Source organism: Cytobacillus sp. C11.1, from assembly GCF_058145115.1.
In genome coordinates, this window is the sequence record NZ_CM176935.1 from 4567927 (window position 1) to 4585135 (window position 17209).

Genomic DNA, 17209 nt, shown 5'->3' on the forward strand with positions numbered 1-17209 from the left:
ATTTTTCGTTGATATATTAAAGCTTTTCGTTGGTAAGCACCGTTTTCGTTGATATATCAATAATTTCGTTTATAAGTGCCTTTCCATAACAAAAATCCTCCTGCAGCCTCATCTGCAGGAGGATTTTTCCATTTATTTTTTCAAGTAGTAAATCACTGATTCATATGGACGCAAATTGATTTCTTTTGCTGCCGAAGGTGAACCCTCGTAATTGGATAGCAATATTTCTGAATTGTATCCTTCTAAATTAACTGCACCCGGTATTTTAAATGAGGTTTCTTTACCATAAAAATTATTTATCACAAGGAGCTTCTCATTTTCACCGTTACGAATATAGGCAAATACATCTGGGTGCTCCTCGGAAATTAATTCATAATCTCCGGAAGTGATAATGTCATATTGCTTTCGGAGCTGGATCAGTTTTTTATAATGATAAAAAACAGAATCCTGGTCTTTTATTGCATTTTCCGCATTGATTTCCGTGTAATTGGAAGCTACATTGATCCACGGCGTTCCTTCTGTAAAGCCAGCATTTTCAGTTGTATCCCATTGGACAGGCGTACGGGAGTTATCACGGGATTTGCTTTTTAAAATCTCGATAATCTCCTTGTCAGACAGCCCCTTTTCTCGAAGAATATTATAAATGTTCAATGATTCTACATCACGGTACTCTTCAATGCTGCCAAATCCAGGGTTGGTCATGCCAAACTCTTCTCCCTGATAAATGTAAGGAGTTCCCTGCATCATGTGGATTGTGGTTGCCAGCATTTTCGCAGATTCACGGTGATATTTCTGATCATCTCCATATCTTGAGACAACACGGGGCTGATCATGGTTGCACCAGAACAGTGCATTCCATCCGCCACCATTATGCATTTCAGCTTGCCACTTGGACAAAATCTGTTTCAATGCCCCGAAATCAAAGTCCGCCAAAGCCCATTTCTCGCCATTAGGATAATCCACTTTTAAATGATGGAAATTAAATGTCATACTTAATTCTTCACGCTCAGGATTTGAGTATTTGATGCAATGGTCGATTGTTGTGGAGGACATTTCGCCAACCGTCATGCTGTCATATTTAGAGAATACTTTCTGGTTCATTTCGTGCATGAATTCATGGGCACGCGGTCCATCTGTATAAAACCTTCTGCCATCGCCTGGCGGTATAGCCCCGTCATCATCCGGAAAGCGCTGGTCCTTGGAAATCAGGTTGATTACATCAAGCCTAAAACCATCAACCCCTTTATCAAACCAGAACTTCATCATGTCATAGACTTTGCGTCGAAGCTCTTCATTTTCCCAATTTAAATCTGCCTGGGTGACGTCAAAGAGATGCAAGTAGTATTGTTCTGTTGTTTCATCATATTCCCATGCATTTCCGCCAAATTTGGATTCCCAGTTTGTTGGTTCAGTTCCATCAGCTTTTGGGTCCTTCCAAATATAAAAATCCCTGTACGGGTTGTCTTTTGATTTTTTTGCTTCCTGGAACCATTCATGCTCTGTTGAAGTGTGGTTGACAACAATGTCCATAATTATTTTAATATTACGGCTATGTGCCTCTTCCAGTAGCTTATCGAAGTCTTCCATCGTTCCATATTCTTCGTGGATGCTGAAATAATCGCTAATATCATAGCCATTATCACGCTGCGGAGACTTATAAATCGGTGTGAGCCAAACGACGTCAACACCCAATTCCTTTAAGTAATCCAGTTTGGCGATGATGCCAGGAATATCCCCCACCCCATTGCCTGTTGTGTCGTTAAAACTTTTCGGATAAATTTGATATACAACTGCTTTTTTCCACCAAGGTTGTTTCATTTGAATCACACCTGTTTTTAGTATTTTTTATCTCTTCTTATTTAAAAAAAAGTAGCACCTGGGCCTCATATGGCCGCAGGCTAATCTTCCCGGTCCCCTGAAAGCCTTCATAATTCCCAATAAGCAACTTATGCTCGCTTTCCAGTAAACCCGCCGGGATGACAACTTCAGGATTCCCATCATAGAAGTTGCATACTACTAGAAGTGTTTGATCACCAAGAGATCTTGTATATGCATAAACTTCCGGATGATCCTCCAGGATTAAGTTATATTTGCCGTATACAATGATGTCATATTGCTTTCGGAGTTCAATTAGTTTTTTATAATAATGAAAAACAGAGTCTGGATCTTTCAGCGCCTGTGCTGCATTAATATGTTTATAATTTAGATTCACTTTTATCCAGGGAGCGCCTTCAGTAAATCCGCCATGCTTTGACGAATCCCATTGCATCGGTGTACGAGCGTTGTCACGCCCTTTTGCATAGATGCTTTCCATGGCCTCCTGTTCAGACCAGCCATCATTGAGCGCTTCTTTATAAAAATGGAGAGTTTCAATATCTTTGTATTCATCAATGCTTTCAAACCGGACATTTGTCATGCCTATTTCTTCCCCTTGATAAATATAGGGAGTCCCCTTCATCATGTGAAGCAGAGTGGCAAGCATCTTAGCAGACTTTTCCCGGTACTTGCTGTCGTTGCCGAATCTTGAAACGGAGCGCGGCTGATCATGGTTATTAAAATAAAGGCTGTTCCAGCCAACCTCATCCAGTTCATTTTGCCATTTGGTAAGATTAGCCTTTAAGTCCTGTAAATTAAGAGGCATCAGATCCCATTTGCCATTTGGCCCGTTATCGAGGCTGACATGTTCAAATTGGAAGACCATATTTAATTCGTTCCGGTCTTCGCCTGTATACTGCCTGGCCCATTCGGGCGTAACGCCCGGCATTTCACCCACAGTCATCACATCATAATGGGATAAAGCTTTTTTATTCATTTCCTGCAAATATTCATGGATTCTTGGTCCATTACGGTAATACTTGCTGCCTGAAGCAAATTTCTTGCCAGGCTTTGGTTTATCATTAGGCAGGCCGTCCACTTTGGATATGAAGTTAATGACATCCATTCTGAATCCATCAATGCCTTTTTCAAGCCACCATGTCATCATGTCATAAATTTCATTCCTTAGTTTTGGATTTTCCCAATTCAAATCCGGCTGTTTTTTCGAAAATAGATGCAAATAGTATTCGCCGGTATTCTCATCAAACTCCCAGGCCGAGCCGCCAAAGTTGCTGCCCCAGTTATTGGGCTCTTCTCCGTTCTGGCCTTGCCGCCATATGTAGTAATCCCTGTATGGATTGTCTTTCGATTTACTGGCTTCAGCAAACCAAATATGCTCGTCAGAACTATGGTTTACAACCAAATCCATAATGAGCTTAATGCCCCTCTTATGCATCTGTTCTAGAAGTTCTTCCCAATCTTCCATTGTTCCAAATTCACTCATAATCCCCTGATAATCGCTAATATCATAGCCATTATCATCATTGGGTGATTTATAAACCGGCGAAAGCCATACAACATCAATTCCTAGCTCCTTTAAGTAATCAAGCCTCGAAATGATTCCCTGAAGATCTCCTATTCCATCGCCATTGCTATCCATGAAGCTGCGCGGATAGATTTGGTAAACTACACTTTCCTTCCACCATTGCTTCTTCATTTGACACCCCCGATATTTTTATAATTTCCAGTGGTACACTAAAAAAATGGCGATACCATGGAATCAAAAATATTCCATGGTATCAAAGATTTATTCAGCTTTTTTAAATTTTGAAAAGATCATTGTCAGAACGAACGGTACGACTAGTGCAATTCCCATTCCAATGAAGAAAGCTCCCCAGTTTTCCGCAAAAATAGAGAAGAATGCCGGCAAACCGCCTACACCGATTGATGGTGCTTTAACTCCGTTGATTGTGATGAATATACCGGCAATCGCAGAACCGATAATAGCTGCAAAAAACGGATATTTAAATCGAAGGTTAACCCCAAACATTGCCGGTTCCGTTACACCCAAGTATGCTGAAATTGATGAAGTGAGTGCAAGGCCCTTTAACTTTTCGTTTCCTTTACTTAACAGCATCATGGCTAATGCCGCTGACCCCTGTGCGATATTGGATAGGGCAACCATTGGCCATAAAAATGTACCGCCGATGCTGCCAATTAACTGTAAGTCGACCGCAAGGAATGTATGATGCATACCCGTAATAACCAGCGGAGCGTATAATCCTCCGTATATTAGGCCGCCAAGGGCTGGAACAGCATCAAAGATTCCAACAACACCATTTGTAATCCAGCTTCCGATTGTAAATGTGATAGGTCCAATAGCAATAAATGATAGGAAACCTGTAACCAATAAAGCAATTGGAGCAACTGTCAATAGCTGAAATGCATCCGGAATTCTTTTTCGTAAAAACACTTCAATCTTCGCAAGCACATATGAAGCAAATAATACTGGCAGCACTTGGCCCTGATAGCCTACCTTTTCTACTTCAAGTCCGAATAGGTTCCATTTAGGAATTTGCTCTGCCGCACCATAGCCCCAGGCATTTAAAAGATCCGGGTGAACAAGCATTAAACCTAATACCATACCTAAGAGCGGGCTTCCGCCAAATCGATTTACAGCACTCCAGCCAATCAAGCCTGGCAGAAATACGAATGCTGTATTGGCAATCAAATTAATGATGCTCGCCAAATCAGCCCAGTTCGTATAAACCTCAACAAACGACTGATCATCAAAGAAAATATCAGGCGCTGTCATAATATTGTTTATACCCATTAACAAACCTGCTGTTACGATGGCAGGCAAGATTGGAATAAAGATATCCGCCAGCGTTTTAATGCCGCGCTGCAATGGATTCAAGTTCTCGGCAGCTGCACTTTTTGTTTCTTCTTTTGAAGATTCCCCAATACCTGTTGCTTCTGTCATTTCTTTATAAACTTTATCAACGAGCCCTTGTCCAATGACAACCTGGAACTGACCGTTGGAGGAAAACGAGCCTTTTACAACATCTATATTTTCGAGTTTTTCCTTATCGACTTTTCCTTCATCTTTTAACGCAAATCGTAACCGTGTCACACAATGAGTGGCAGCTGCGATATTCTCTTTGCCGCCAATTGCTTCTACTATTTGCTCGGCTGACTGTTTATTTGCACTCATTCTTCTCTCTCCTCCTGTTACCGTTTTCATTCTTCTGAAAAAACAGCTGTAAGGTTCTTCTATATTCTTCTCGTTCACTACATATCTATCCATTTTCTTGGATAATGCAAGACGTTATTCAGACTATTGAAAAACAACTTGTATATACATGATCTGTTTACGCTTTCATTTTATCTTGTATATACATGTTTCGTCAACTATTTTTTCTTTGCCGTTACTTTCCATTTGATATATACCCGAGAAAAGCTTTGAAACAACAAAAAAGCCGGCTGCCAGACCTAAATGGTCTGAAGCCGGCTTTCATTCTTATTTGAGCTGCTCTTTCTTTTTATCATCGTCATCATCATTTGTTAATTCACGAGTAGACTTTTTAAATTCCTTTAAGGTTTCTCCAAAAGCTTTCCCTATTTCAGGCAGCTTCTTTGGCCCAAAAATAATAAGAGCCAGGACCAAAATCAGGATTAAACCCGGGATTCCAATGTTTGTTAACATTCTATTCACTCCTTCTATATCGAATCGCATGAGGATTATTCGAAAAGACAATAGGCAATATCAAGGTTCACTGTCCATTATAGTAGAAACAATGAAAAAAGCATAGCCGGAGTTTTACTTTTTAGACTTAGATAACTCTATCTAGTTCTTCTAGCACCTCTCCAATTTTCCGGTTATGGATAACTTCATCTGCATACAAATCAAAATCCGTAGGCTCCATATTAACAATTACGAGCTTTGCACCGTTTTGTTTGGCTATTAACGGGAACTGGTTGGCCGGAGTAACGGTCAAGGATGAACCAAGCACAATAAAAAGCTCAGACTTCTCTGATTCCTCTGCCGCAAAATCCAGTGCCAGCTCAGGAAGCATTTCGCCAAATAGGACGATTGAAGGGCGAAGCATTCCCCCGCATGTACAATGATAATGGTCATGCAGGTATTCCTCACTCGGATATTCTTTTTTACATTCCTGGCAGTGCAGCGTTTGCAAGTTCCCGTGAAGCTCAGATATATTGCGGCTGCCGGCCAGCCCATGGAATCCATCTACATTCTGGGTAATGATACTTTGGAGAATGCCCCTTTTTTCCCAATTTGCGAGAATATAGTGCCCTTTATGAGGCTTACATTCTTTTAAGCCTGTGACCCTGTGCCGATAAAATTCAATAAACTCATTTACATTATGATTTAAAGCTTCTGTACTGGCTATTTTCCCAGGATCCTTCTTTTTCCACATTCCATTATTAGCAGACCTGAAATCAGGCAGACCGCTCTCCGTGGACATACCTGCTCCAGTTAAAATAACGGTATACTTTGATTCTTTCAGCCATTTTTCAAGCATAGTTATCATCTCCTAAATATATCTTTCCAATAAAATGCTGTTTCCATCTTTTTCAAAGGATAAAATGTTTATGTCTTCCTATGTATGCGGTAAATAATAGATTATATGTGTTTACGCCATTTATCAATATAGGAGTGATTGCAATGCCAGAGACGGAAACAAAAGATTACCGGGAAGGCTTTAAAAGGTTCTCTTCTAGAGCTAAGAGATATGTGGAAGATCCTGTAAAAACAAGAGGATTGCTGAGCAAAGCGACAACAAAAGCTAATCAGAATAAATCTTCATTAAGTGATATATGGGAAAAATTTCAGCTTTTGATTGACTTGGTTAAATCCTGGTCCAAAGGAGATTACAAGCACATTTCAAAAAAATCGATCCTATTTATTATCGCTTCAATCTTATACTTCGTTTCACCAGTGGACCTTGTACCCGATTTTTTAGCAGGAATGGGAATCATTGATGATGCAGCGGTGCTTGGATTTGCTGTAAGTCAAATTACAGGAGAGCTTGAAAAGTTTAAAATCTGGAAGGAAAGCCGGTCGATTGAAATGGAATAAAAATACTTGAAACTGCCGGATTATACAGAACCGCTTGTTTTTTGCGAAGCTTTGGAAAGGCAGATAATAAAAAGTTTGCCGACGAACTATAAACTTTTTGCTGTCCATTTTTATACCTTTTGTTATAATAGTGAAGGAAAGTCATAGAAGCTTTAGAATAGAACGCCTCATGAAGGTATTTATTTTTGCAGATTGTTTGTCTAAAATTGAATAGCAAGAATTGTAGGGGAACCGGTATAGCCGGTTGAGACTTCATCATAAGATGTTGACCCTTTGAACCTGATCTGGCTCATACCAGCGTAGGGAACATATTCTTAAACATAAAAATGTTTGTTATATGCGCTCTGGTATTTATGCCGGGGCGTTTTTATTTTTTCAGGGCAAGCTATAATTATCTTTCCGGAAAACACTACATAAAGCAAACAGGAGGGTTAATGATGAAAAGATGGATGGCAGCTGTTTGTACTGTCCTAATGCTCGCCGGCTGTGCCGGGAATGAGCAAGAAACACAGCCGGGAAACGGAGAAAAGGACAAGGAAGAATTAAAAAAGGTCACTGTCGTTCTGGACTGGACACCAAATACCAATCATACAGGCTTATACGCAGCTAAGGACAAAGGCTATTTTGAAGAGGAAGGACTTGACGTGGAAATCATTATGCCTGGAGAAGCTGGTGCAGACCAGCTGACGGCATCGGGTAAGGCGGATTTCGGTGTCAGCTATCAGGAAAGCATCACGGAAGCCCGGGTACAGGGTGTTCCGCTCGTATCGATCGCTGCTGTTATTCAGCATAATACATCCGGCTTTGCTTCCCCAGCAGATAAAAATATTAAAACACCAAAGGATTTTGAAGGGAAAACTTATGGTGGCTGGGGAGCGCCGGTTGAAAAATCAGTAATCGAGTCATTGATGATAACAGAGAATGCAGATGTTGAGAAAGTGTCGATTGTCAACATGGGGGACGCTGATTTTTTTACGGCTGTTAAGAGAGATATAGATTTTGCATGGATTTATTATGGCTGGACAGGTGTAGAAGCCGAGCTTCGAGGGGAAAAGATTAATATGGTCTACCTGACTGACTACTCGGAAAAACTGGACTATTACACACCTGTATTGGCTACCAATGAGAAAATGATACAAAATAATCCGGATACCGTAAAAGCTTTTGTCAAAGCGGCATCCAAAGGCTATGAATATGCTATTGAAAACCCTGATGAAGCAGCTGATATTCTTCTCGAGAACGCTCCAGACCTTGATAGCGAACTGGTTAAAAAGAGTCAGGAATGGCTTTCTCCCCGTTATCAGGACGATGCAGCCAGATGGGGTGAACAAAAGCTTGAAGTTTGGGAAAACTATGCAGAGTGGATGCATGAAAATGGCCTTTTAGATAAAGAATTAGATGCCGGCAAAGCTTTTACAAATGACTTCCTGCCGGAATAAGGAGAGTTAATGAAATGGCAAACGCACTTGTAAGTATTCAAATCATACCGAAAACAAAAAATGGGGAAAATGTTATACCATATGTTGACGAAGCCATCAGCGTAATACAGGAATCGGGGGTTAAATATGAGGTTCACCCCCTGGAAACAACAATGGAAGGCGATCTGGAACATTTATTGAAAATCATCGCAGATATGAATACTAAAATGATTGAAAAAGGAAGCAGCAATGTTATTTCACAGGTGAAGATCCTATATCAGCCAACTGGAATTGAAATGAATGATTTAACGGAGAAATACCGTCCATGAAAAATGTTTTAATGAAAGGATGGAGACCCGCTGCGGTTCTCCTCCTTTTATTCATTCTGTGGGAGCTGGCAATCATGCTGGCTGAAGTCCCTGCATGGCTGCTGCCGCCGCCGACTGATATTTTTCAGGAAGCGGTTGCCGGATGGGACGGCTTTCTCCTTCATCTTCAATCCACTGTCATGCTATCTTTATTGGGGTTTGCGATTGGTACGGGAATCGGCTTGCTTACAGCCGTATTGCTGCACTTATTGCCTTTTTTAAGGGAGTCGATTTACCCGCTCCTCATCCTATCGCAAAATGTACCAATCATTGTTCTGGCCCCTTTGCTGGTAGTGTGGTTTGGATTCGGCATCCTTCCAAAACTGATCGTCATCACACTGGTTTGCTTTTTCCCGATTACAGTTGCCGCTTTGGATGGCTTCAGGCAAACACCCCGAGAACTTAAGCACTATATGCTAATGGCAGGAGCAAGCAAAGGACAGCTGTTTTGGAAATTGGAGCTTCCATACTCACTTCCTTCTTTATTTTCCGGCCTGAAAATTTCTGCAACCTACAGTGTCATGGGGGCTGTAATATCAGAATGGCTAGGCGCAAAGGCCGGTATAGGCGTGTATATGACACTCGCCTCCTCGTCGTTTAGGACGGACCGTGTATTTGTAGCCATATTTGCCATCATGGTGCTCAGCTTGCTGTTTTTTGGAGCTATTCTTTTGGCAGAGCGCTTGCTGGTCAAATGGAAAACACAGGAGGGTGCTAGAAAATGATACAATTATCCCTTGAGCATTTAACTAAAAGCTTTGATTCAAATCTGGTTCTTAGCAATCTGAGCTTTCATATAAACGATGGCGAATTTGTCTCGATCCTGGGTCCATCCGGGAGCGGAAAAAGCACCATTTTTAACCTGATTGGCGGTTTACTTTTGCCAGATGAGGGTACGATTCAGCTGAGTGGTGAGAAAATCAACGGCAAACGAGGGTCTATCAGCTACATGCCTCAAACACCCTCCTTAATGCCATGGAGAACAATTCTCCAAAATGTCCTCCTTGGACAGGAGCTTAAAGGGAATTCAGATCCTGATACAGCCAGGGATATGCTTCATAAAGCAGGTCTCTCAGACTATAAGAATGCCTATCCTCATGAGCTTTCTGGGGGCATGAAGCAAAGAGCAGCTTTTATTCGGGCACTCTTAAGCCCGCAGCCTGTGATCCTGCTGGATGAACCTTTTTCGGCATTGGATGAACTGACCCGCCACGATATGCAAAAATGGCTGCTTGATATATGGAGTGAACATAAGCCGACCATCCTATTTGTTACACATAATATAGAAGAAGCCATTTATCTTTCCGACCGTATATTAGTTCTCAGCAGCAAGCCTGCTAAGGTGGTTCATGAATTTAATATGCCCTTTTCCCGGCCTAGGAGAGGAGAGCTTCTGCTCGATGAAAAATTCCTTGCATGCAAAAGAGAAATACATACGGCCTTAAAAAACCATTAGAGGGTGAATATTTTGGATAAATTAATTGATGCCCATATTCATCTTGATAAATATAGTGATGAAGAAATAAAAGAAATCTTTAAAGATTCACCATTCCAGCTATCAGTGATTACGGTTTCGTTTGATTTGGAGTCCTGCAAACGGAATCTCTTGCTTTCAAACGAATATCCTAATATAAAACCTGCCTTCGGTTTTCATCCTGAACAAGACTTGCCAAACGATCAGGATCTTTCAGATCTCTTTATGTGGATGGAGACTCATATAGATCAAATGACAGCTGTGGGAGAGGTCGGGCTGCCCTACTATTTGAGGAAAGAGCATGCTAGAGACACCTTTCAGATTGAAGGTTATTTAGTTCTGCTCGAAGAATTTATTAAACTGGCTAAACGATGGAATAAACCCATTGCCCTTCACGCTGTATATGATGATGCACCAATTGTATGCAATCTATTAGAAAAGCATTCTGTTCAAAAGGCCCACTTTCATTGGTTTAAAGGTGACCAGGCAACAGTCAGCAGGTTAATTTCAAACGGGTTTTACATATCCTTTACTCCAGATATCGTCTATGAAAAAGAAATTCAGAATCTTGTCTGTAATTATCCGCTGAAAAGGATGATGGCAGAAACGGATGGTCCATGGCCATTTGAAGGGCCATTCAAAAGCCAAACTACCCATCCTGCGATGTTGCAGCATTCCATCAAAACCTTGGCAGATATTAAAAAAGAACCTTTAGAAAGTGTTTATAAACAGCTTTTCAAAAATACCAAAAGCTTCTATAATATATGATTTCATTTTTCTGCTTACAAACCGGGAAAACCTTTTGACTGTACGGCCATTTAAAATCAAATGGCCGTTTTTATGTCTCTTCTTCTATCTGTAATGGATATCTTGTTCAATGGCCATCTTTAATCCCTTTGATGCTGCTTCTTATCCGATTTGCTGCTTTAGTCGGAATAATAATAGCACCTCTTTTATTTCCGGTTGAGCCCTAACTGCTGATAAACTCTCGGCTTACAAAGTATCAGAATAGTCTCGATAAACTAGATAAATATAATCATTTCGCACCATTCCTTATTTTGGAAATTTGGGTTATTCTTATATTGGACGATACTTTTAGGGGGTATGAATTTGAAAAAGTATATTTTCGTGCTTTTGACTATTTTACTAGCTTTCTCTGGCAATGTATTTGCACAGCCCAAAAGCGGTGCTGAAGATTTAGGCGAAAAAAAATTTATAAAGAAAGTAAAGAAGACTGAAGAGTATAAGGAATTTAAAACTTACTTCCTAACAGATGCTCCCGTGCAGCCAAAGCCTCTTATAGATGTGAGTGGCAGCCAGTACGGATGGTCTGTCCAATATGAAATGGAATACAATGAAGAAAAATTTTTTCTGAATGATGATGCAATTGTAAATTTCTCCTCCCTTTTATCCTTTTCTTACGAGTTTGACGGCAGCGGATTGAAAGCCCGCCTTGTCGACTATAGCAGGCTTATGGACGATAAGGCCTTTTATGTAAAAGACCTGGCGACAGGTGAAGAAAGCAAAATAGATGTTTCTGAAGACAGCATGTTTAAAGAGTATCTGGCTGAAGTGGAAGTAAAAAAGAAACAGATGCTTGAGGATGCATCGACATATAAAGAGGTCTCTTCTGATGAAAATAGAGCTGCAGGTGAACTCTGCTACTACTGTACAAAATATGAATGGCGCGGCGGTTACTCTTGTGCTCCGGCTGACAAGGAATCTGAAGCTTCTGTCTCTTTTCAACTGGCTGCAAACGGCTTAAATGCAGATGCCGTCATGGCTGAATGCTATGTTCCACGCCACAGAGTTTGCGTTGAAGGAGAATGGAGAACCTACTGCCCCATACAATAAAAAATCGGCTAAGCAGCAGCTTAGCCAATTTTTCTATCCCTTTGTACCTGATGCTATGTTAGAACCTTCAATAAAGTACTTTTGAAAGAAGAAGAATAACAGCACAACTGGAAGCAATACCATTACTGACATGGCCATTAAGTAATGCCATTGGGTTTGCACTGTACCTTTAAATGTTTGAAGTCCGATTTGCAGGGTGTATAAACTTTCATCATTTAAATAAAACAATGGCCCGAGCAGGTCATTCCATGCACCATTAAATGAGAAAATGGCTACTGTAATGAGAGCAGGCTTCGTAAGCGGAAGCATGATATGCCACCAGATTTGTAAATGGTTTGCTCCATCGAGCACTGCTGCTTCAATCAGTTCATTCGGTATGGTCATCATGAACTGGCGCAAAAGGAAAATGAAAAAAGCACTTCCCAAAAAGGCAGGAACGATTAGCGGCAAATATGTATTTACCCAGCCAAGCTTGGAAAATAAGATATATTGCGGAACCATCGTAACAAAACCGGGAATCAGCATCGTTGACAAAACAACCACAAATAACGAATTTCTTCCTTTAAAACGGATTTTTGCAAACGCATAGGCAACTAATGAGTTAACCAGCACACTGCCAACCATTCCGCAAAAAGCAATAATGAAAGTATTCATTGCCCAGCGTGTAAACGGAGCAGTCTTCCAGGCTTCCGCATAATTAGAAAAATGAAATTCACTTGGTATAAAAGTAGGCGGATACTGGGCAATCTCGGCGGGAGATTTTAAGGAGGTTGAAATCATCCACCATAGCGGCGAAAGGATCAAAACACTTCCTGCTAATAATACGGTAAAAACAATAGTCTGCTTAACTTTCTCTTTAAACTTTTTCGTTTCATAAACCTTTGGTGCGGCAGCCGTTCTCATTTATTGTCTCCCCCCTCGTAATGTACCCATTTTTTGCCCAGCTTCATATTGATTACGGTCAGAATCATGACTACTATAAAGAGAAGCCATGCCATCGCGGATGCATATCCCATGTCAAATACTTCAAATGCATTATTCCACATATGAAGGTTATAAAATAATAGTGAGTTTCCTGGTCCACCGCTTCCGTTTTCTGTCATAACGTAAGCTTCCTGGAAGATTTGGAATGAACCAATCGTACTTGTAAGCACATCAAAAAAGATGATCGGTGAAATCATTGGCAGTGTAATATAAAAGAATTTTTGCATCGCACCTGCCCCATCAAGTTCGGCAGCTTCATACATGGAGGAAGACACTCCCTGTAAACTTGCAAGGTAGAGAAGCATTCCTCCTCCAACACTCCACATTTTCATCAGGAGCAATGCAGGCTTCGTCCATTCCGGATCGAACAGCCAGGCGGGACCCTCAATGCCAAACCATCCAAGAAAAGTATTTACAAGTCCTGTCGAAGGACTCAACAGCTGCATCCACAAAAAATAAACTGCAACACCGGAGAGGATTGCCGGTAAATAATAAAGGGTACGGAAAAACTTCATCCCTTTTATCTTCTGATTTAACAGAACCGACAGGAAGATGGCTCCTGCAGTTGTAAGCGGAACTGAAAATAATACATAATAAAGAGTATTCCATAAAGAAGTTTTAAAAAGGTCATCAATTGTAAACATTCTTTTAAAATTATCAAGGCCGATAAAATTCATTTTTGAAGTAATATTATAGTCTGTAAAACTTGCAAATAAAGAAAATAAAAGCGGACCAAGCGTCAGTCCCAAGAAACCAATAATCCACGGACTGATGAATAGATAGCCAAAAATATTCTCCCTTGTTTGGCGGGACAGCCGCTTGCCAGCCGTTTTCTTTTTCTCTTTTTCGCCTGCAATGTCCGTCCCGCGGCGTGCTATCGTTGTATCATAAGATTTCAACCCCATACACCCCTCTTTTTGTTGTATTTTAAAGAGAGAAGGACGGTCCCTTCTCTCTTTCCTTTACTTTCTTTTCAGTTTTTCTACATCTTTTTCTGCTTCTTCAAGCGCTTTTTCAGGTGTGGTTTTCCCTAACAGCACATTGTCTATATGCGGATTGATCCGGCTTTGATAATCCGGGTACTCAACCGGAACCGGGAACAATTGTGTTTGTTCAAGGTTTTTCACGGAAGCTTCATAAACATATCTATCATCACCTTGTAGCTCTTCCACCGCAGCTTCTGCCGCTTCAATGTTTGCGACGTTATCAAAGTTTTCCATTGCCCAGTACTTCTGTGCTTCCGGACCTGTTAAATACTCAATAAATTTCATTGCTTCCTCAGGATGCTTGGCGCCTTTTGGAACTTCTGCCACGAAACCGCCGCCATCGCTCCAGTTGCCTGCCCCTTCTTCATAAGCAGGAATCGGGGCAACGCCGAAATTCATATCTTTCCCATAATCACGGATCTGCGTATAGAATGTACCGACATCGATCCACATCGCTACTTTGCCTGCGATGAACGGATTTGATTGTTCACTGCCAAACTCAGCTTCGAAGGATTGGACAGTTTTTTCACCAAGCCGTTCCTTCCAGCCTAGAAGCCATTCAAGAGCTTCTTTCTTTTCAGGAGTATTGATATATAATTCTCCATCTTTAATAAATCCTTTACCGCCGTCCGCACTTGTCATCCAGCTTGCAGCACCAATGCTGCCCCAAAGCGGATAAAAGCCTACACGTTCATAGCGGCTGCCGTCTTTAATATCAAGCTTTTCAGCATATTCCTCAAGCTCTGCCCACGTTGCAGGCGGATTTTCAGGATCAAGCCCCGCTTCTTTAAATGCGTCTTTATTATAAAATAGCAATCTCGTATCTGTGTTAAATGGAACAGCGTAAGGCTTGTCCTCATACATGACTGTTTCCCATAAATGCGGATAGAATTGGTCTTTAAATGAGTCATCCATATACTTGCTTAAATCTTCAACCTGCTCATTTTCCGCACGTTGTGCTACCGAATTGATATCATTGATAATAACATCCGCCGGGTTCCCGGCAGCAACGGATGCAAGGTTTTTAGTCCATATATCGCCCCATGGCAAATATGTATGCTTTACAAAAATCTCATCCTGTGACTGGTTAAAATCATCTATTATTTTTTCGATAATAGGTCTTCTTGTTTCAGAACCCCAGAAACTCCAAAAATCAACGATCACCTTGCCGTCTTTTGTTTTTTCTGCCTGTGCACTCTCTTCCCCAGAGCATCCCGCCAAGGTCCCTAAAAGCAGGATTGCTGAAATAATAAAGATAATTCCTTTTTTCATGATGCTCCCCCTATGAGATTTATATCTTTTGTTTTTAAGAAACTGCCTATACCTTTGCGCAAAGGAATTATTCTGGCCAGATATTAAAATAATTTATCAACAAGGATAGAAGTACCCCTGACATTCAGGTTTTAAACATTTTTTTGAAATTTTTCTCGGAATTTGTCAAGATATAGGAATTCAAGACAAAAAAAGACTCCTTATTGGAGTCAGATTAAGGAGTCATTTGAAGGCTTTCAGATATGGCTTTTAAGTATTGGAGGAAAAGGCCGCTTTTTTCAGATGAAACTTTGTACATCTCTTCGCTTGCCATTGGTCTGATAAATACTTCGCCATCCTCTTCCCAGATTTTAAGTTTGAGCGGCTCTTTGCCTTTTAACATGATTTGTACATCATACAGCGGTTTGGATGAGAGGACTGCATCTGCCGGCTTTGCTGAGTCAATAGCATTTCTCACTGTATTTGCCCATTTTTCATCTTGTACAATCGCTGATTTTGCTGAATCAGTTCGGCCTGCTGAAAAAGTCTTTTCTGATTCCGATAAAGAAATAGCTGTCTGGATAATAATACTATTGCCTATTCCTTCCATGGATTCGCTATTATTGCCATGTGTCATGTCAACCTCAGAATAAATGATGAAAGCAAAAAGGACACAGGCAGCCAATGCAGCGGCAGCAGTTAGAAAGCGTGGGAAGATGTATCTCTTCACAGCTGGTTTTCTTTCTATTTCGTTGATTATTTTTCGGAAGCTCTCTTGTTTTTGTTTTTGCGGCCGTGGGATCCGGTTTAATTCACTGAATGAATTATCGAATCCGGATGAGTTCTTCATGGATCTCCCCCCTTTTCTCAAGTTCTTTTTTTAGCGCGGCGAGTGCACGGGAAGTGGTGATTTTTACTTTATTCTCATTCCAATTCAAAATTTCGGATGTTTCCTTAATGGAAAACTCCTTTATTTTTCTTAAAATTAGCACTTCTTGATAGCTTAATTTCAAATGACGGATTGCTTCATATAAGAGTGCTGCTTTTTCTCCCTTAATAATAATTTCCGTGGGAGTTTCTTGATCTGAAGGCAATTGGAATTTCTCAATAGAAAAAAATTTAAACCTGTTTTTCTTGCGCAAATAATCAATGGCAACATTTCTGGATATCCGTACAAGCCATGTAAAGATTTGAGACTCCCCATTAAATTGGTTCATATATTTAAAGGCTTTAATAAAGGTATCCTGGGTTAAATCTTCTGCAACCTCTTTATCATTTACGAGAAGAAATATGTATCCATAAATACGATCGCTATATTCATTGTACATTTCTTCAAATGCTTCTGCGGAAATTCTCTCCATTAGTGGCGCCCCCTCGCATATTATTAGACGAATCAGATGAAAAAAAGAAACACTATTTTTCCAATTTTCAAGCAGAGGTTCCAGGCCTCTCTTATTGGTACATCTGCATTTATGTCATAAAATGCAAACTTTAATCAATATACCTATTTTTCAATTATTCTTTAGTCATATTGCTTCATTTTTCGATTAAAACGCAAAACAAGATTAATGGACTGAAACATTTCGATAAGGAGCAAAAATAAGAAAATATCGTAGAAGTTACACTGCATCTTGCCTATATTTTTAATTATTTTTGGCTTAAATCCCCTTCATGCTAAATGGTAAGCTAATCCTGGCCGCCCCTCTTTTTATTCATTTTACCATTCACAAAAAATACTGCCTCCCCCCATTTCCTTATTTTTTCCAAGTAATTTATCAAATTCTAAATGTATTTTTTTAAATGGTTCCTTTACTCCACTCAGCGCTTATAATAATTGGAGCTTTTGGACTGTAACTTTTTGCCGGTCCTGCAACCTTCTCTCTATTTTACAAAACCCCTGCATTTTTCTTTTTCTTTCGACAACCTTCCCCCTTATTAATTCGCTAAAGTACTTGTGT

General features: G+C 40.4%; 17 protein-coding genes and 1 riboswitch. Of the genes, 7 read left to right on the top strand and 10 right to left on the bottom strand.

What is annotated here, in order from left to right; translation table 11 throughout:
• Positions 1-132: 132 nt before the first annotated feature.
• From treC to AC3ZVC_RS22595, 5 genes are all read right to left on the bottom strand, one after another.
• A complete protein-coding gene (gene treC, locus AC3ZVC_RS22575; protein ID WP_490065329.1) occupies positions 133-1818 on the bottom strand; it encodes an alpha,alpha-phosphotrehalase in 1686 nt (561 codons plus the stop codon).
• Positions 1819-1855: 37 nt separating this feature from the next.
• Positions 1856-3532 (bottom strand): glycoside hydrolase family 13 protein, encoded by a 1677-nt coding sequence (locus AC3ZVC_RS22580; protein ID WP_490065330.1) that lies wholly within the window; start codon positions 3530-3532, stop codon positions 1856-1858.
• A gap of 90 nt (positions 3533-3622) precedes the next feature.
• Positions 3623-5029, bottom strand: a complete 1407-nt coding sequence (treP, locus tag AC3ZVC_RS22585; RefSeq protein WP_490065331.1) for a PTS system trehalose-specific EIIBC component — start codon at positions 5027-5029, stop codon at positions 3623-3625.
• Positions 5030-5335: 306 nt separating this feature from the next.
• A complete protein-coding gene (gene tatA, locus AC3ZVC_RS22590) occupies positions 5336-5521 on the bottom strand; it encodes a twin-arginine translocase TatA/TatE family subunit (protein ID WP_026582264.1) in 186 nt (61 codons plus the stop codon).
• Between the two features lie 127 nt (positions 5522-5648).
• Positions 5649-6359: an NAD-dependent protein deacylase gene (locus AC3ZVC_RS22595; protein WP_490065332.1), complete on the bottom strand. Its 711-nt coding sequence runs from the start codon at positions 6357-6359 to the stop codon at positions 5649-5651.
• Between the two features lie 143 nt (positions 6360-6502).
• Between AC3ZVC_RS22595 and AC3ZVC_RS22600 the strand changes: the two genes are divergently transcribed.
• From AC3ZVC_RS22600 to AC3ZVC_RS22630, 7 genes are all read left to right on the top strand, one after another.
• Positions 6503-6916, top strand: a complete 414-nt coding sequence (locus AC3ZVC_RS22600) for a YkvA family protein (RefSeq protein ID WP_490065333.1) — start codon at positions 6503-6505, stop codon at positions 6914-6916.
• Between the two features lie 214 nt (positions 6917-7130).
• A riboswitch (TPP riboswitch) is annotated at positions 7131-7239 on the top strand.
• Between the two features lie 114 nt (positions 7240-7353).
• Positions 7354-8355, top strand: a complete 1002-nt coding sequence (locus tag AC3ZVC_RS22605; RefSeq protein WP_490068989.1) for an ABC transporter substrate-binding protein — start codon at positions 7354-7356, stop codon at positions 8353-8355.
• A gap of 14 nt (positions 8356-8369) precedes the next feature.
• On the top strand, positions 8370-8663 hold the full coding sequence (locus AC3ZVC_RS22610; RefSeq protein WP_490065334.1) for a thiamine-binding protein: 294 nt from the start codon (positions 8370-8372) through the stop codon (positions 8661-8663).
• Positions 8660-9427: an ABC transporter permease gene (locus AC3ZVC_RS22615; protein ID WP_490065335.1), complete on the top strand. Its 768-nt coding sequence runs from the start codon at positions 8660-8662 to the stop codon at positions 9425-9427. Before AC3ZVC_RS22610 ends, AC3ZVC_RS22615 begins: the two co-directional genes overlap by 4 nt.
• Positions 9424-10158 carry an ABC transporter ATP-binding protein gene (locus AC3ZVC_RS22620; protein WP_490065336.1) on the top strand — a complete coding sequence of 245 codons (735 nt, stop codon included), beginning with the start codon at positions 9424-9426 and terminating at the stop codon, positions 10156-10158. Before AC3ZVC_RS22615 ends, AC3ZVC_RS22620 begins: the two co-directional genes overlap by 4 nt.
• 12 nt (positions 10159-10170) lie before the next feature.
• Positions 10171-10944 (top strand): TatD family hydrolase, encoded by a 774-nt coding sequence (locus AC3ZVC_RS22625; protein WP_490065337.1) that lies wholly within the window; start codon positions 10171-10173, stop codon positions 10942-10944.
• A 336-nt stretch (positions 10945-11280) separates the two neighbouring features.
• Positions 11281-12030, top strand: a complete 750-nt coding sequence (locus tag AC3ZVC_RS22630; protein ID WP_490065338.1) for a hypothetical protein — start codon at positions 11281-11283, stop codon at positions 12028-12030.
• A gap of 33 nt (positions 12031-12063) precedes the next feature.
• Here the strand turns inward: AC3ZVC_RS22630 and AC3ZVC_RS22635 are convergent, their stop codons facing one another.
• The 5 genes from AC3ZVC_RS22635 to AC3ZVC_RS22655 form a co-directional block, all read right to left on the bottom strand.
• Positions 12064-12933, bottom strand: a complete 870-nt coding sequence (locus AC3ZVC_RS22635; RefSeq protein ID WP_490065339.1) for a carbohydrate ABC transporter permease — start codon at positions 12931-12933, stop codon at positions 12064-12066.
• Positions 12930-13913: a carbohydrate ABC transporter permease gene (locus AC3ZVC_RS22640; protein WP_144543175.1), complete on the bottom strand. Its 984-nt coding sequence runs from the start codon at positions 13911-13913 to the stop codon at positions 12930-12932. The genes AC3ZVC_RS22635 and AC3ZVC_RS22640 overlap by 4 nt, the downstream gene beginning before the upstream one ends.
• 63 nt (positions 13914-13976) lie before the next feature.
• Positions 13977-15272, bottom strand: coding sequence for an ABC transporter substrate-binding protein (locus AC3ZVC_RS22645; RefSeq protein WP_490065340.1), 1296 nt, complete (start codon positions 15270-15272; stop codon positions 13977-13979).
• 214 nt (positions 15273-15486) lie between these two features.
• A complete protein-coding gene (locus tag AC3ZVC_RS22650; protein ID WP_490065341.1) occupies positions 15487-16101 on the bottom strand; it encodes a YhfM domain-containing protein in 615 nt (204 codons plus the stop codon).
• A complete protein-coding gene (locus tag AC3ZVC_RS22655) occupies positions 16076-16612 on the bottom strand; it encodes an RNA polymerase sigma factor (protein WP_490065342.1) in 537 nt (178 codons plus the stop codon). The genes AC3ZVC_RS22650 and AC3ZVC_RS22655 overlap by 26 nt, the downstream gene beginning before the upstream one ends.
• Positions 16613-17209: the final 597 nt, after the last annotated feature.

What these genes read in the sequence shown, in the direction of transcription:
- AC3ZVC_RS22650 (WP_490065341.1), bottom strand. Translation starts at nt 16,101, where the DNA reads ATGAAGAACTCATCCGGATTCGATAATTCATTCAGTGAATTAAACCGG.
- AC3ZVC_RS22580 (WP_490065330.1), bottom strand. Translation starts at nt 3,532, where the DNA reads ATGAAGAAGCAATGGTGGAAGGAAAGTGTAGTTTACCAAATCTATCCG.
- AC3ZVC_RS22600 (WP_490065333.1), top strand. Translation starts at nt 6,503, where the DNA reads ATGCCAGAGACGGAAACAAAAGATTACCGGGAAGGCTTTAAAAGGTTC.
- AC3ZVC_RS22595 (WP_490065332.1), bottom strand. Translation starts at nt 6,359, where the DNA reads ATGCTTGAAAAATGGCTGAAAGAATCAAAGTATACCGTTATTTTAACT.
- AC3ZVC_RS22620 (WP_490065336.1), top strand. Translation starts at nt 9,424, where the DNA reads ATGATACAATTATCCCTTGAGCATTTAACTAAAAGCTTTGATTCAAAT.
- treP (WP_490065331.1), bottom strand. Translation starts at nt 5,029, where the DNA reads ATGAGTGCAAATAAACAGTCAGCCGAGCAAATAGTAGAAGCAATTGGC.
- AC3ZVC_RS22635 (WP_490065339.1), bottom strand. Translation starts at nt 12,933, where the DNA reads ATGAGAACGGCTGCCGCACCAAAGGTTTATGAAACGAAAAAGTTTAAA.
- treC (WP_490065329.1), bottom strand. Translation starts at nt 1,818, where the DNA reads ATGAAACAACCTTGGTGGAAAAAAGCAGTTGTATATCAAATTTATCCG.
- AC3ZVC_RS22630 (WP_490065338.1), top strand. Translation starts at nt 11,281, where the DNA reads ATGAATTTGAAAAAGTATATTTTCGTGCTTTTGACTATTTTACTAGCT.
- AC3ZVC_RS22615 (WP_490065335.1), top strand. Translation starts at nt 8,660, where the DNA reads ATGAAAAATGTTTTAATGAAAGGATGGAGACCCGCTGCGGTTCTCCTC.
- AC3ZVC_RS22645 (WP_490065340.1), bottom strand. Translation starts at nt 15,272, where the DNA reads ATGAAAAAAGGAATTATCTTTATTATTTCAGCAATCCTGCTTTTAGGG.
- AC3ZVC_RS22655 (WP_490065342.1), bottom strand. Translation starts at nt 16,612, where the DNA reads ATGGAGAGAATTTCCGCAGAAGCATTTGAAGAAATGTACAATGAATAT.
- AC3ZVC_RS22605 (WP_490068989.1), top strand. Translation starts at nt 7,354, where the DNA reads ATGAAAAGATGGATGGCAGCTGTTTGTACTGTCCTAATGCTCGCCGGC.
- tatA (WP_026582264.1), bottom strand. Translation starts at nt 5,521, where the DNA reads ATGTTAACAAACATTGGAATCCCGGGTTTAATCCTGATTTTGGTCCTG.
- AC3ZVC_RS22610 (WP_490065334.1), top strand. Translation starts at nt 8,370, where the DNA reads ATGGCAAACGCACTTGTAAGTATTCAAATCATACCGAAAACAAAAAAT.